General features: G+C 73.5%; 14 protein-coding genes. 11 read left to right on the plus strand and 3 right to left on the minus strand.

What is annotated here, in order from left to right; genetic code table 11:
• Window position 1: 1 nt before the first annotated feature.
• The 11 genes from folE (at window position 2) to D1648_RS07295 (ending at window position 9342) form a co-directional block, all read left to right on the plus strand.
• Entirely contained in the window at window positions 2–568 is a 567-nt protein-coding gene (folE, locus tag D1648_RS07250; protein WP_122940094.1) for a GTP cyclohydrolase I FolE, read from the plus strand.
• A 70-nt stretch (window positions 569–638) separates the two neighbouring features.
• A complete protein-coding gene (gene folP, locus D1648_RS07255; RefSeq protein ID WP_370239784.1) occupies window positions 639–1430 on the plus strand; it encodes a dihydropteroate synthase in 792 nt (263 codons plus the stop codon).
• The gene (gene folK / locus D1648_RS07260; protein ID WP_122940096.1) at window positions 1427–2407 is read left to right on the plus strand and encodes a 2-amino-4-hydroxy-6-hydroxymethyldihydropteridine diphosphokinase; all 981 of its coding nucleotides are present in this window, start codon (window positions 1427–1429) and stop codon (window positions 2405–2407) included. Before folP ends, folK begins: the two co-directional genes overlap by 4 nt.
• Entirely contained in the window at window positions 2404–2910 is a 507-nt protein-coding gene (locus D1648_RS07265) for a DUF3180 domain-containing protein (RefSeq protein ID WP_122940097.1), read from the plus strand. The genes folK and D1648_RS07265 overlap by 4 nt, the downstream gene beginning before the upstream one ends.
• A gap of 109 nt (window positions 2911–3019) precedes the next feature.
• Window positions 3020–3664: a PH domain-containing protein gene (locus D1648_RS07270; protein ID WP_122940098.1), complete on the plus strand. Its 645-nt coding sequence runs from the start codon at window positions 3020–3022 to the stop codon at window positions 3662–3664.
• On the plus strand, window positions 3661–5385 hold the full coding sequence (locus tag D1648_RS07275) for a PH domain-containing protein (protein ID WP_122940099.1): 1725 nt from the start codon (window positions 3661–3663) through the stop codon (window positions 5383–5385). The genes D1648_RS07270 and D1648_RS07275 overlap by 4 nt, the downstream gene beginning before the upstream one ends.
• Window positions 5382–6284: a Rossmann-like and DUF2520 domain-containing protein gene (locus tag D1648_RS07280; RefSeq protein WP_122940100.1), complete on the plus strand. Its 903-nt coding sequence runs from the start codon at window positions 5382–5384 to the stop codon at window positions 6282–6284. Before D1648_RS07275 ends, D1648_RS07280 begins: the two co-directional genes overlap by 4 nt.
• On the plus strand, window positions 6281–7132 hold the full coding sequence (gene panC, locus D1648_RS07285) for a pantoate--beta-alanine ligase (RefSeq protein WP_122940101.1): 852 nt from the start codon (window positions 6281–6283) through the stop codon (window positions 7130–7132). Before D1648_RS07280 ends, panC begins: the two co-directional genes overlap by 4 nt.
• A gap of 43 nt (window positions 7133–7175) precedes the next feature.
• A complete protein-coding gene (lysS, locus tag D1648_RS07290) occupies window positions 7176–8684 on the plus strand; it encodes a lysine--tRNA ligase (RefSeq protein ID WP_122940102.1) in 1509 nt (502 codons plus the stop codon).
• A gap of 1 nt (window position 8685) precedes the next feature.
• Entirely contained in the window at window positions 8686–8859 is a 174-nt protein-coding gene (locus D1648_RS17865) for a hypothetical protein (protein ID WP_164518611.1), read from the plus strand.
• A 150-nt stretch (window positions 8860–9009) separates the two neighbouring features.
• A complete protein-coding gene (locus D1648_RS07295) occupies window positions 9010–9342 on the plus strand; it encodes an Lsr2 family protein (RefSeq protein WP_122940103.1) in 333 nt (110 codons plus the stop codon).
• A 121-nt stretch (window positions 9343–9463) separates the two neighbouring features.
• Here the strand turns inward: D1648_RS07295 and D1648_RS07300 are convergent, their stop codons facing one another.
• From D1648_RS07300 to D1648_RS07310, 3 genes are all read right to left on the minus strand, one after another.
• Window positions 9464–10447 carry an aldose 1-epimerase family protein gene (locus D1648_RS07300; RefSeq protein ID WP_122940104.1) on the minus strand — a complete coding sequence of 328 codons (984 nt, stop codon included), beginning with the start codon at window positions 10445–10447 and terminating at the stop codon, window positions 9464–9466.
• A gap of 54 nt (window positions 10448–10501) precedes the next feature.
• On the minus strand, window positions 10502–11983 hold the full coding sequence (locus D1648_RS07305; RefSeq protein ID WP_122940105.1) for a malate:quinone oxidoreductase: 1482 nt from the start codon (window positions 11981–11983) through the stop codon (window positions 10502–10504).
• Window positions 11984–12137: 154 nt separating this feature from the next.
• Entirely contained in the window at window positions 12138–12815 is a 678-nt protein-coding gene (locus D1648_RS07310; RefSeq protein WP_122940106.1) for a DUF624 domain-containing protein, read from the minus strand.
• Window positions 12816–12870 lie beyond the last annotated feature (55 nt).

A 12870-nucleotide genomic window follows, 5' to 3' on the forward strand; every position in this document is an offset into this window, starting at 1 on the left:
GATGAGCGTGGACCGGCCCCGCATCGAGGCCGCGGTGCGGGAGATCCTTGCGGCGATCGGCGAGGACCCCGACCGCGACGGCCTCGTGGAGACGCCCGCCCGCGTCGCCCGCATGTACGCCGAGGTCTTCGAGGGCCTCGACCAGGACGCCCGCGAGCCTCTGTCGACGACCTTCGACATCCACCACCAGGAGCTCGTGCTGGTGCGCGACATCGCCTTCCACTCGATGTGCGAGCACCACCTGCTGCCCTTCCACGGCACGGCCCACGTGGGCTACATCCCCGGCGGCGGCGTCGTGACGGGTCTGAGCAAGCTGGCGCGCCTGGTGAACGTCTACGCCCACCGCCCGCAGGTGCAGGAGCGGCTGACCTTCCAGATCGCCGACGCGCTGATCGACGAGCTCGGCGCCGACGGGGCGATCGTCGTCATCGAGGCGGAGCACATGTGCATGTCGATGCGGGGGGTCCGCGCCGCGGGCGCCCGCACCGTCACCAGCGCCGTGCGCGGCATGCTGCGCGACAGCGCGAGCACCCGCGGCGAGGCCATGTCCCTCATCCACGGGCGGTGAGGGCGTGAGCATCCCGGCGCGCGGCCCCGCGGGCCTGCCAGACCGCCTCGGCGGCGACGACACCCTCGTCATGGGGGTCCTGAACGTCACCCCCGACTCCTTCTCCGACGGCGGGGAGCACGACCGCGCCCCCGACGCGATCGCCCACGGCCGCCGCCTGGTCGCCGAGGGTGCGGCGATCATCGACATCGGCGGGGAGTCGACCCGTCCCGGCGCCGTCCGGGTGGACGAGGAGGAGGAGCTGCGACGGGTGATCCCCGTCGTCGAGGCCCTCGCCGCCGAGGACGTCGTGATCAGCGTGGACACCATGCGCGCCTCCGTCGCCGCGGCGAGCATCGCCGCCGGCGCCCTCATCGTCAACGACGTCTCGGCCGGTCAGGCCGACGTGCGGATGGGCGCTCAGGTCGCCGAGCTGCGCACCCGGCTCGGCACCCCGCCGGTGTTCATCGCCATGCACTGGCGCGGACACAGCGACGTCATGAACGACCTGACCCGGTACGAGGACGTCGCCCGCGACAGCACCGCGGAGCTCGGCGACCGCCTCACCACGCTCCGCGAGGCCGGGGTCGAGGACCGGTTCCTCGTCGCCGACCCGGGGCTCGGCTTCTCCAAGACGGGGGAGCAGAACTGGGAGCTGCTGGCGGACTGGGAGGCGATCGCCTCCCACGGCCTGCCCGTCCTCATCGGCGCCTCCCGCAAGCGCTTCGTCAGCGCGCTCGGCGTGGACCGGGACGCGGCCACCGCCGCGATCAGCGCCTACAGCGCCGAGCGCGGCGCCTGGGCCGTGCGCGTCCACGAGGTCCCCTCCACGCTCGCCGCCGTGCGGGTGGGGGACCGGCTGCGACGGAGCATGCGCCGATGAGCCCGCACGCGCCGCAGACGCCGCACCCGCCGCTGCACGCGTCGGGAGCGCCCGACCCGCTGGACCGCCTGGACCGGATCGAGGTCACCGGCATCCGCGCCTGGGGACACCACGGCGTGCTCGCCGCCGAGAAGGAGATCGGCCAGGAGTTCGGGGTCGACGTCGCCCTCCGCCTCTCCACCGCCGCCGCCGGCCGCTCCGACGTGCTCTCCCGCACCGTGGACTACGCCGAGGTCGCCGCGGCCGTGCACGAGGAGATCGGCGCCGGGCCCCATGACCTCGTCGAGACCCTCGCCGAGCGGATCGCGACCCGCATCCTGGACGGCGTCGGCCGCCCGCTCGTGCGCCGCGTCGGCGTGCGGGTCCACAAGCCCGCCGCCCCCGTCGGCCTCCCCGTCGGCGGGGTGTCCGTCGCGATCGAGCGGGACGCGGCCCCGGTCCTGGCCGTGCTCGCCCTCGGCTCGAACCTCGGTGACCGCGAGGCGCATCTGCGGGGCGCGCTCGAGCATCTCGGCGCCGCCCCGGGCACGCAGATCGCCTGGAGCGCCCCGGTGCTGGAGACGGCTCCGGTCGGCGGTCCCGAGGGACAGGGCCCCTATCTGAACTCCGTGGTCGGCGTGCGCACCGTGCTCGGCCCGCACCAGCTGCTCGAGCTCGCCCACCGCGCCGAGCAGGCCGCGCACCGCGAACGCCGGGAGCGCTGGGGAGCGCGGACCCTCGACGTCGACGTGATCACCTACGGCGACTGGCGCAGCGAGGACCCCGAGCTGACCGTGCCCCACCCCCGCGCCCATGAGCGCGGCTTCGTGCTCGCCCCCTGGCACGCCGCCGATCCCGAGGCGCAGCTGCCCGGCCGCGGCCCGGTCGGCGAGCTGCTCGCCCGGGCCGCGGACCGCGACACGCTGCGTCCGGGCCCGAGCCTCGAGGGCTTCGACCGGCGACCGGCCTCGGCAGGGGAGGGAGCGCAGACGCCGTGAAGCCTCTGAACATCCCGGTGCTCGTGCTGATCCTCGTGATCGGCGCGGGCTTCGGGGCGCAGATGCTCGAGGCGCTCGCCGCCCGCGGCCATTCTCTGCCGATCGCCGGCTGGCTCACCACGGCGGTGCTCCTCGCGCTCTCGGCGGTGCTGCTCGCCTACGGGGTGCCGATGCGCCGCTATCTCCTCGAGAGCGCCGAGCGCCGCGAGAAGCCGAGCTATGCGCCGCGGCGGCACCAGATCGACCTGCCCACCGCCTACCGGACGGTGCTGCTGGCGAGGGCCTGCGCCTACACCGGCGCGGTCGTCGGCGGGCTCTTCACCGGACAGGCGCTGTTCCTGCTGCTGACCGGCACGGGCGATCCCCTCGGCGCGGTCCTGCCCACCGCGGCCGCCGCCGTCTCGGGGATCGTGCTGGGCGTGCTCGGCGTCGTCGTCGAGCGGTGGGGGAAGCTCCCGCCCGACGGCGACGGCCCCGCGGAGGGGGCCGAGGCCGGCTCCTGAGGGCGGACGGGGCCCGTACGGGAGGAACGGACGGCCCCGACCTTCGACGGGGCCCGGCAGCGCCGAGCGTCGCAGGGCGGGCGGCGCCCGGGATGACACGATGGACCCCATGACCTCCTCACCGCCCGCAGACCGCCCGCCGCGTCCCCCGGTGCGTCCGCAGACCGATCCCGGAGCCGCGGCGTCCGTCGCTCCCGGGTCCGCGGCTCCCGCCGCACCTGGCCCCGGGGCCCCGGGTGCCGCCGGCCCGGAGATCTCCGATGCCCCGGACGGACGGCTCGGCGCCGAGGGGCTGCGCGCCGTCTCGCCGCGCCTCGTGCCCGCCCGCTACCTGGCCACGATCCCCGGCTACGTGATCGGGGTGCTGCTGGCGGCCGGCGCAGTGGTCGCGGCGGCCCTGACCGGATGGTGGTGGCTCGGCCTGCTGGCGCTGATCCCGCTGGTCGTCGTGGTGCAGAGCCTCCTGCTGACCCCGCGCAGGGTGCGGGCGATCGGCTATCGCGACGCGGAGGAGGACCTCACGATCGCGCTCGGGATCATGTTCCGCTCCGTGCACACGATCCCCTACGGCAGGGTGCAGTCGGTGAAGATCGACGAGGGACCGGTGGACCGCCGCTACGGCCTCGCGAAGCTCACGATCAGCACCGCGCACGACGGCGCCGGGGTGACCCTGCCCGGGCTGCCGAAGGACGAGGCGGAGCGCCTGCGCGCCCTGCTGACCGCGCGCGGCGTCGAGCTGATGGCGGCGCTGTGACCGCCCCCGGCACGGCGCCGACGGGACCGGAGCCCGACTCCGCCGCCGGCAGCGCTCCCGCAGACCGCACCTCCGCCGACGCCAGCCCCGCCGACAGCGGCTCCGCCGCGCCGCGGCACCGCACCCACCCGATCACCCCGCTGGTGACCGGCTGGAAGGTCGTCGTCGGCGTCATCGCGGTGATCACGGCGCAGAACGTCGCCCAGCTCGCCGACGAGTTCACCGTCCGCCGCGCCCTGATCGGCCTGGGCGTCCTGCTCGTGGTGATCCTGGTGTCCATCGTGCTGTCGGCCCTCAGCTGGTGGTTCACCACCTATGCGGTCGACGAGGACGGCGTCTCCCTCCACCACGGCATGATCAGCCGCTCGCGCGAGTACGCGCCCCGCGCACGCATCGAGTCCGTCTCGATCGAGCGCCCGCTGCTGGCCCGCCTGCTGGGGCTGGCGAAGGTGCGCGTCGAGGTCGCCGGCGGCGGCGAGTCCTATCTCGACATCGAGTACGTCAGCTCCGCCCGCGCCGAGGAGCTGCGCCGCGGCATCCTCGAGGTCGCCGCCGGCGCGTCGGCCGCGAACGCCCGCCCCGACATCGACGCTCCGCCCGCAGGCGGCGCGGCCGCCGCCGACCCCTCCGCGACCTCCGCCGCCTCGGAGCCTTCGCAGGCCGGCGGCGCAGCGGGGGAGCAGCACGGCGACCGGCTCGAGGAGCTCCTGTACGACGGGGTGACCGACGGGGAGCTCATCGCGAAGATCCCCACCGAGCGCCTCGTCCGCTCCCTCGCGCGCGACCTCGGCTTCCTGGTCGGGATCGTCATGAGCATCGTCGGCGTCGGGGTCGCGATCGCCCTCGGCATCTGGCAGGAGGGCTTCTCGATCGCGATCCTCGTCGCCCTGGCGCCCACCGTCATCGCCGTGCCGAAGTACGTCTTCGGGCGCATCGACTCCGGCTGGGGCTTCGTCTCCCGCTACACCGAGCGCGGGCTGCGGATGCGACGGGGCCTGGCGAACACCCGCACCGACAACATCGCCGCGGGCCGCATCCAGCGCTTCGACCTGCGCCGGCCGTTCCTGTGGCGGGGCCCCGGCTGGACCGCGGTCTCCGTGACCGTGGCCGGGATCGATGACGACGACGAGAACGGCGCGACCAGCGTGCTGCCGGTCGGCACCCGGGAGGAGCTACGCGGCACCCTCGGACGGCTCAGCGCACCGCTGGGCACCGAGGACGACCTCGCGACCCTCGAGCACCTGCTCATGGCACCTGTTCGAGAGCTGACCGGGCTGCGCACCCCCGTGCGCTGGTTCTGGATCGCCCGTCGCACCGAGCTGAGCCTGCTGCTGCCCGGCGCGCTCGTGCACCGCAGCGGGATCGTCTCGCGCAAGCTCAGCATCGTCCCGCGCGAGCGGATCCAGGAGCTGCGGCTCGAGGACGGCCCGCTCGCCCGCCGGCTCGGCATCCTGGACCTGCACGTCGAAGGGGCCGGGGACTCGCTGCTGCTGGAGAACCTGCGCCGCGAGGACGCCCTCGCGCTCCACGCCGTGCTCGCCGCCGATGCCCGCTCCCTGCGCCGCTACCGCGACCGCGACCGCTGGCCCCGGCCCGCCCTCGCCCCCGTCGGCGGCGGGACCGACGGCGCCGCGGCGGACAGCGCAGCCGCCGAGGTGGAGACGAGCGGGAACGCCCCCGGAGCAGGAGCGATGACCCCGCGCCCGGAGCAGGAGCGATGACCCCGCCCCGCCTCGGGATCGGCGTGATCGGCGCCGGACACGTCGGCGCCGTGCTCGGCGCGGCGCTGCGCGCCGAGGGCCATGCGCTCACCGGCGCCTACGCCGTCTCCGACGCCTCCCGCGAGCGGGCCGCGGAGCTCCTGCCCGGCGTGCCGCTGCTGGACGTGCCCGCTCTCGTCGAGCGCAGCGAGATGCTGCTGCTCGCGGTCCCCGACGACCAGCTCGCACCGCTCGCCGCCGGGATCGCCGCGACGGGCCTGTCACCGGGCGGTCAGCTCGTCGTCCACACCTCCGGCCGCTACGGCACCGAGGCGCTGGCGCCGCTGGCCCGCGCCGGCGCCGCCACGATCGCGATCCATCCCGCGATGACCTTCACCGGCACCCGCACCGACCTGCCCCGGCTGGTCGGCTGCCCGATGGGCATCACCGCCTCCGCCGAGTTCCTGCCGGTCGCGGCCGCGCTCGTGGTGGAGATGGGCGGGGAGGCCGTCGTGATCGCGGAGGGCGACCGCCCGCTCTACCACGCCGCCCTCGCCCACGCCGCGAACCACCTCGTCGTGCTCGTGGACCAGTCCCGACGGGCGCTCTCCCGCCTCGGCATCGAGGACCCCGGCTCCTACCTGCGCCCGCTGCTCGAGGCCGCCCTCGAGGAGTCCCTGCGCCGCGGCAGCAAGGCCCTGACCGGGCCCGTCGTGCGCGGGGACGCCGGCACGGTGGGCGCCCATCTCGAGGCCCTCGCGGACCTCGACGCCACCGCAGCTCCGGTCGAGCCCGGCGACGTGAGCGACACCTATCGCACGCTCGCCCTGGCGGCGCTGGCCCGTGCGAGACTCCCGGAGGGCGCGCGCGAGCAGATCCGCGCGCTGCTGGAGGAGACCCCGCCACCGGAGGACGCATGACACCCGACCGCACGACCGCGCTGGTGACCACCAAGGACGAGCTGCGCGCGAGGCGCGCCGCGATGGAGGGCACCGTCGGCGCGGTGCTGACCATGGGGTCCCTGCACGCCGGGCACCTGGCGCTGGTGCAGCGGGCCCGCGAGCTCGCCGACCACGTGATCCTCACCGACTTCGTCAACCCCCTCCAGTTCGGGCCCGGGGAGGACTACCAGGCCTATCCCCGCGACCTCGAGGCGGACCTCGCGCTCGTCGACGGCCTCGTCGACCTCGTCTTCGCCCCGAGCGTGGAGGAGATGTACCCGGTGCTGCCGCCGACGGTCTCGGTGACCGCGGGCCGCGCCGGGACCGTGCTCGAGGGCGCGGCGAGGCCGGGCCACTTCGACGGCGTGGTCACCGTCGTCGCGAAGCTGCTGCGCCTGACCGACCCGCACCTGAGCGTGTTCGGACGCAAGGACGCCCAGCAGCTCGCGATCATCCAGCGCCTGGTCGCGGACCTCGACCTGCCCGTGCGGATCGAGCCCGTCGAGATCCAGCGCGAGGAGACGGGACTGGCCCGCTCGAGCCGCAACGCCTATCTCAGCGAGGCCGGCCGGGAGCAGGCCCTGGCCCTGTCCCGCACCATCGCCGCCGCCCTCGAGGCCGCCCCCTCCCTGGCCGCGATCCAGGAGGCCCTCGCCCGTGCCCGCGAGCGCGCCGAGATCGACTGGGACTACGCGCTCGCGCTGGACCCCGCGACGCTCGAGCCCGCCGGCGCCGAGCATCGCGGCGAGGTGCTCGTCGTGCTCGCGGGCCGCGTCGAGGGCACCCGGCTGCTCGATGCGGCTGTGGCGGTGGCGACAGCCCCCTGATCGGGGAAGACCTCACAGGGGCGGTGATGAGACAATCGCACCCATGAGCGAGATTCCCCCTGTCCCCGAGGTCACCGACAGCTCCGATCAGGTCGCGGTCCGACGGTCCAAGCGGGAGCGCCTGCTGGCGCGCGGGGAGGAGCCCTATCCCGTCTCGGTCCCGGTCACCACCACGATCTCCGCGGTCCGTGCCGAGTACGGCCACCTCGAGGCCGGCGTCGAGACCGAGGACGAGGTCGGGGTCTCCGGCCGCGTCGTCTTCCAGCGCAACACCGGGAAGCTCGCCTTCATCACCCTCCAGGACGGTGCCGGGCAGCGTCTGCAGATCATGGCCTCCCAGGCGGTGCTGGGCGAGGAGCGCCTCGCCGACCTCAAGGCCGACGTCGACCTCGGCGACCACGTCTTCTTCCACGGCCGCGTCGGGGCCTCGCGCCGCGGCGAGCTGAGCGTCTTCGCGGACTCCTGGCAGATGGCCGCGAAGGCCGTCCGCCCCCTCCCGGTGCTGCACGCGGACCTCTCCGAGGAGTCCCGGGTGCGCCGTCGCTATGTCGACCTGATCGTGCGCCAGGAGGCGCGGGACGCGGTGCGGCAGCGCGCGGAGGTCATGCACTCGCTGCGCGAGTCGTTCCGCCGCCGCGACTTCGTCGAGGTCGAGACGCCGATGCTGCAGGTGATCCCCTCGGGCGCCGCGGCACGGCCTTTCGTCACCCACATGAACGCGTTCGACCTCGACCTGTACCTGCGGATCGCGCCGGAGCTGTTCCTCAAGCGCGCCGCCGTCGGAGGGCTCGAGAAGGTCTTCGAGATCAACCGCAACTTCCGGAACGAGGGCGCGGATTCCACGCATTCCCCCGAGTTCGCGATGCTCGAGTCCTACGAGGCCTACGGAGATTACGACACGATCGCGGATCTCACCCGCTCGCTCGTGCAGGAGGCCGCGCGCGCGGCGACCGGCTCGGAGATCGTCACCCTCGCCGACGGCACCGAGTACGACCTCTCCGGGGAATGGACGGCGATCACCGTCTACGGCTCCCTCTCCGAGGCGCTCGGCGAGGAGATCACACCGGAGACCTCCCCGGCCCGCCTGCGCGAGATCGCCCGCTCCCTCGACCTCGACCTCGACCATCCCAGGTACGGCCACGGCAAGCTCGTCGAGGAGCTCTTCGAGCACCAGGTGAGCGACCATCTGCACGCACCGACCTTCGTGCGGGACTTCCCCGTCGAGACCAGCCCGCTCGTGCGCGCTCACCGCTCCACGCCGGGCGTGGTCGAGAAGTGGGACCTGTATGTGCGCGGCTTCGAGCTCGCGACCGGCTACTCCGAGCTCGTCGACCCCGTCATCCAGCGCGAGCGCTTCGCGCAGCAGGCGCAGCTCGCCGCGCAGGGCGATGACGAGGCGATGCGCCTGGACGAGGACTTCCTCGAGGCGATGGAGTACGCGCTGCCCCCGACCGGCGGGATGGGGATGGGCGTGGACCGGCTGCTGATGGCGCTGACCGGCCTCGGCATCCGCGAGACGATCCTCTTCCCGCTCGTGAAGCCGGGAGCCTGAGATGGGCTCGGGATTCTGGTTCGAGGCCGGGGCGCTGCTGCCGTCGATCGGCGTGGGGCTGCTGTTCTGGTTCGCGGTCCGCGCCCTGCTGCGGGCCGACCGGCGGGAGCGGGACGCCGAGCGCGAGGCGGAGCAGGAGTTCCTCGAGAACCGGAAGCGGCGCGAAGAGTCCTGACGGTGTGCCGCACGAGAATGCGGTCACGCGCCTTCCCCAATATTCGTTATCGTCTTGAAATTGTCTCCCTCGCATCGGATACTGGGCGGGATCATGAACGCACATGAGTTCATGACGCAGTCCGAAAACGACCTACGAGGGAGAACCCCTATGGCACGGAAGACCTACGTGGAGCTCATCGACGACCTCACCGGTGACAAGGCCGCCGAGACGGTGAGCTTCGCCCTGGACGGCGTCGCCTACGAGATCGACCTCTCCGCGGACAATGCCGAGAAGCTCCGCGAGGAGCTCGGCACCTGGGTCGGGAAGGCGCGCCGCGTCGGAGGGCGCCGCACTCGCGGCACGACCTCCGGCTCCCGTGCGAGCTCGAACGACTCCGCCAAGATCCGCCAGTGGGCGCGCGAGGCCGGCTACGAGGTCCCCGACCGCGGCCGGATCTCCGGCACGATCCGCAAGGCCTACGAGGAGGCGAACGGGAAGTGATCCCCTCCCGGCGGTGAGCATCGCCGCCGGTGCCGCTGCGAAGGGCCCGTGACCACGATGGTCACGGGCCCTTCTCATGCTCGATCGTGCTCGGTCGGGGCGCTCCGGCGCCCGCCGGAGGTCACCAGCCGCGCAGGGTCCAGGACGCCTGGTGCTCCTCGCCGGGAGCCAGGCGCACCACGTCGGTCCCGGAGCGGAAGGCGTCCGGCGGGCAGGTCATCGGCTCGACCGCGAGGCCGCGGCGGTGATGCTCGGGCTCGGGCCGGTCCCCGGTGTGGATCTGCAGCCACGGGCACTCCTCGCCGGCGGTCAGCTCCACGCCGGTGCCGCCGGGGGCGGTCACGGTGACGCGCAGCAGCCCGCCCTCGTCCCGGGCGACATCCGTGAAGGCGTGGTCGATGAACAGGTCCTCGAGCACGCGCGGAGCAGAGAAGTCGAAGTCGTCCCCGCGGGCGATCGGGGCGGTGCCGGTGGGCAGCAGGCGGTCCTCGGTGACGGTGAGCACGGTCCCGGCCGCGACCTCGAGCGACCACTGCTCCAGCGGCTCGGGCCCCGCGACCAGGTACGGATGCGGGCACACGCCGTAGGGCGCGTCGCGCCGTCCCAGATTCCTCGCCGTCACCGTGGTGGCCAGCCCCGTCTCGGCAGAGAGCGCGTAGCGCACCGACAGCAGCAGGTGGAAGGGATAGCCGGGGGAGGGGAACAGCTCCGTGCGCAGCACCACCTCGTCCTCGGTCACCGAGGCCGGGGCGAAGGGATGGAAGGAGACGAGGCCGTGGAGGGCGTTGCCGCGCTCCGGCTCGCTGAGCGGCGTGCGGATCTCCTCCCCGTCCCAGGTGTAGGTGCCGTCGCCGATCCGGTTCGGCCAGGGTGCCACGATCGCGCCCCTGAAGAACAGCATCGGCCCTTCCTCGGGGCTGCGCAGCAGGAGGTCTCGCCCCCCGACGGTGAGGGACTCGAGGGTCGCGCCGACCGTGGAGACCTCGGCGCGGTAGCTCCCCGCGACGAGCGTGAACAGGTCGCCGCGGTCGCGCGCGGCTGCGGGCGCGGTCGGATCGACGCCTGCGCCGGCGTCGTGTCCGGCGGGGGCGAGGGGGTCGGTCATCAGGTGCTCTCCTTGGGGTGCGGGGACGCGGTGTCGGCGGTGATGCTCAGCGGCTCAGTGGCTGAGGTCGAGCGCGGCGGCCGTGCGCTCAAGGGTCCGGTGGGCGAGGTCGCGGTCCTCCGAGAGATGGGTGCCCCAGCTGGGCACCATCTCCTGCAGCGCGGGGCGCCAGGTCTCGATGCGCTGGGGGAACATGCGCTCGAGCATCGTGAGCATGATGCTGGTCGCGGTGGAGGCGCCGGGGGAGGCGCCGAGCATCCCGCCGATCGACCCGTCGGCCGCGGCGATCAGCTGCGTGCCGAACTGCAGCACGCCGTGCTTCTTCGCATCCGGGGCGATCACCTGCACGCGCTGACCGGCGGTGACCTCCTCCCAGTCCGACTCCCGGGCGTCGGGCATGTACTCCAGCAGCGCCTCGAAGCGCTTGTGATGGGTCGCGGCCAGCTGCGAGCCGAGATAGACCATGAGGTCCAGGTTCGGCGGGGCGACGGCCATCATCTGGGTGAGGTTCGAGGGCTTGATCGACTCGAACAGGTCGGTGTACCGGCCGGTCTTGAGGAACTTCGGTGACCATCCCGCGTACGGGCCGAACATCAGCGACCGCTTCCCGCCCACGTAGCGGGTGTCGAGGTGGGGGACGCTCATCGGCGGAGCCCCGACGGCCGCCTTGCCGTACACCTTGGCGTCGTGGCGGGCGATGGTCTCGGGGTCGGTGCAGCGCAGCCACTGCCCGGAGATCGGGAACCCGCCGAAGCCGCGGATCTCCTCGATCCCGGACCTCTGCAGCAGCGGCAGCGCATAGCCGCCCGCGCCGACGAACACGAACGGGGCGCGGACCACGCGGACGGAGTCGTCGGCGCTCGAGCGGACCATCACGCCCCAGTCGGTGCCCATGCGGCGCAGGTCGACGACCTCGGAGCCGGTCGAGACGGTGGTCCCCGCGCGGGAGGCGAAGGCGAGCATCTCGCGGGTCAGCGCCCCGAAGTCGACGTCCGTGCCGTCGGGCGACCAGGTCGCCGCGATCGTCTCGGTGACCGGGCGGCCCTCGGAGACCAGCGGCGCCCACTCGGCGAGCTGCGCGTGCTCGGTGGTGAACTCCATGCGGTCGAAGAGCGGGTTCGCGACGAGCGCCTCGTGGCGGCGGCGCAGGTAGTCGGCGTTCTCCATCCCGTGCACGAAGCTCATGTGCGGGACGGTGTGGATGAACCGCGAGGGGGAGCCGATGCGGTCGTTCTCCACCAGATGGGACCAGAACTGGCGCGAGACCTGGAACTGCTCGTTGATCGCGATGGCCTTCGCCGGGCTGACCGAGCCGTCCACGTCCTGCGGCGTGTAGTTCAGCTCGCACAGGGCGCTGTGCCCCGTTCCGGCGTTGTTCCAGGCATCGCTGGACTCGGCGCCGAGGGAGTCCAGCCGCTCCAGGACCACGATCTCCCACTCCGGCTCCAGCTCGGTGAGCATCGCGGCGAGGGTCGCGCTGGCGATGCCGCCGCCGATCAGCACCGCATCCGCTCGGGTCACGTCCAGGTCTGCCATGTCTCTCCGTTCGCGCTAGCGCGTGTCCTGCCCACGAGGAGCCGCGCATTCCTCGCGCGGCGCAGGGTGACAGGGTGATCGTGCCGATCAGGGTATCTCGTGTCCCGGGGTGTCGAGCACCGCCCGAGCACGTCCGGGGGCGGTGCCCCTCGGTTCAGCCGTCGGTCGAGCCGGCGCCGTCGATCTCCTCGAGCAGACCCGTGACGCGGCCGCTCAGCAGGGCCGTGGCCAAATCGATCGCGACGGCTGCGCCGAACAGCGGCGCGAGGGGCCGCAGCATCGCGCACAGCAGGGTCCAGGCGGTCAGGGCCAGGACCAGCAGCACGGACCGGCCCGGGAGCGCCCCCGGCAGCAGCAGAGCGAGGCGCCAGGTGATCAGCAGATCCTGGCGCAGCAGCCGTGGCACCGCCACGATCATCGCCGAGCTCAGGAGCGACCAGCCCAGGCTCATCACCGCGAGTCCGCTGAGCACGATCGTCATCGCCGTGCCGGGCGCGCCGCCGGTCAGGACGATCCAGAGCATCGATGCGGAGCCCGCCTGGACGATCAGCAGCGGCAGCAGGCGCACGTTCGCGCGCAGGAACTGCGCCCGGAAGGAGGCCCACATCCGCGGCAGCACACGCACCCCGGCCCCGTGCCGGTCGGCGATCAGCACTTCTGCCACGGCGACCGAAGCCGGGGCGACTCCCAGGACGATCAGCCCCGCCAGGCTCAGCAGGAGCCACAGCAGGTTGACCTTCACCACCAGCAGGAGGCGGTCGATCACCGCGTTGGCGCGAAGGACCCACCCGGGCACCTGGGTGGGGCCGCTCGTCCCGCCTCGTCCGCTCATGTCTCGGAGCGTATCCCGAACCGGGCTCCGCGAAGGCGCGGGCACCGCGAGAGCC

The sequence above is a fragment of the Brachybacterium sp. EE-P12 genome, assembly GCF_003711805.1.
GTDB lineage: Bacteria > Actinomycetota > Actinomycetes > Actinomycetales > Dermabacteraceae > Brachybacterium.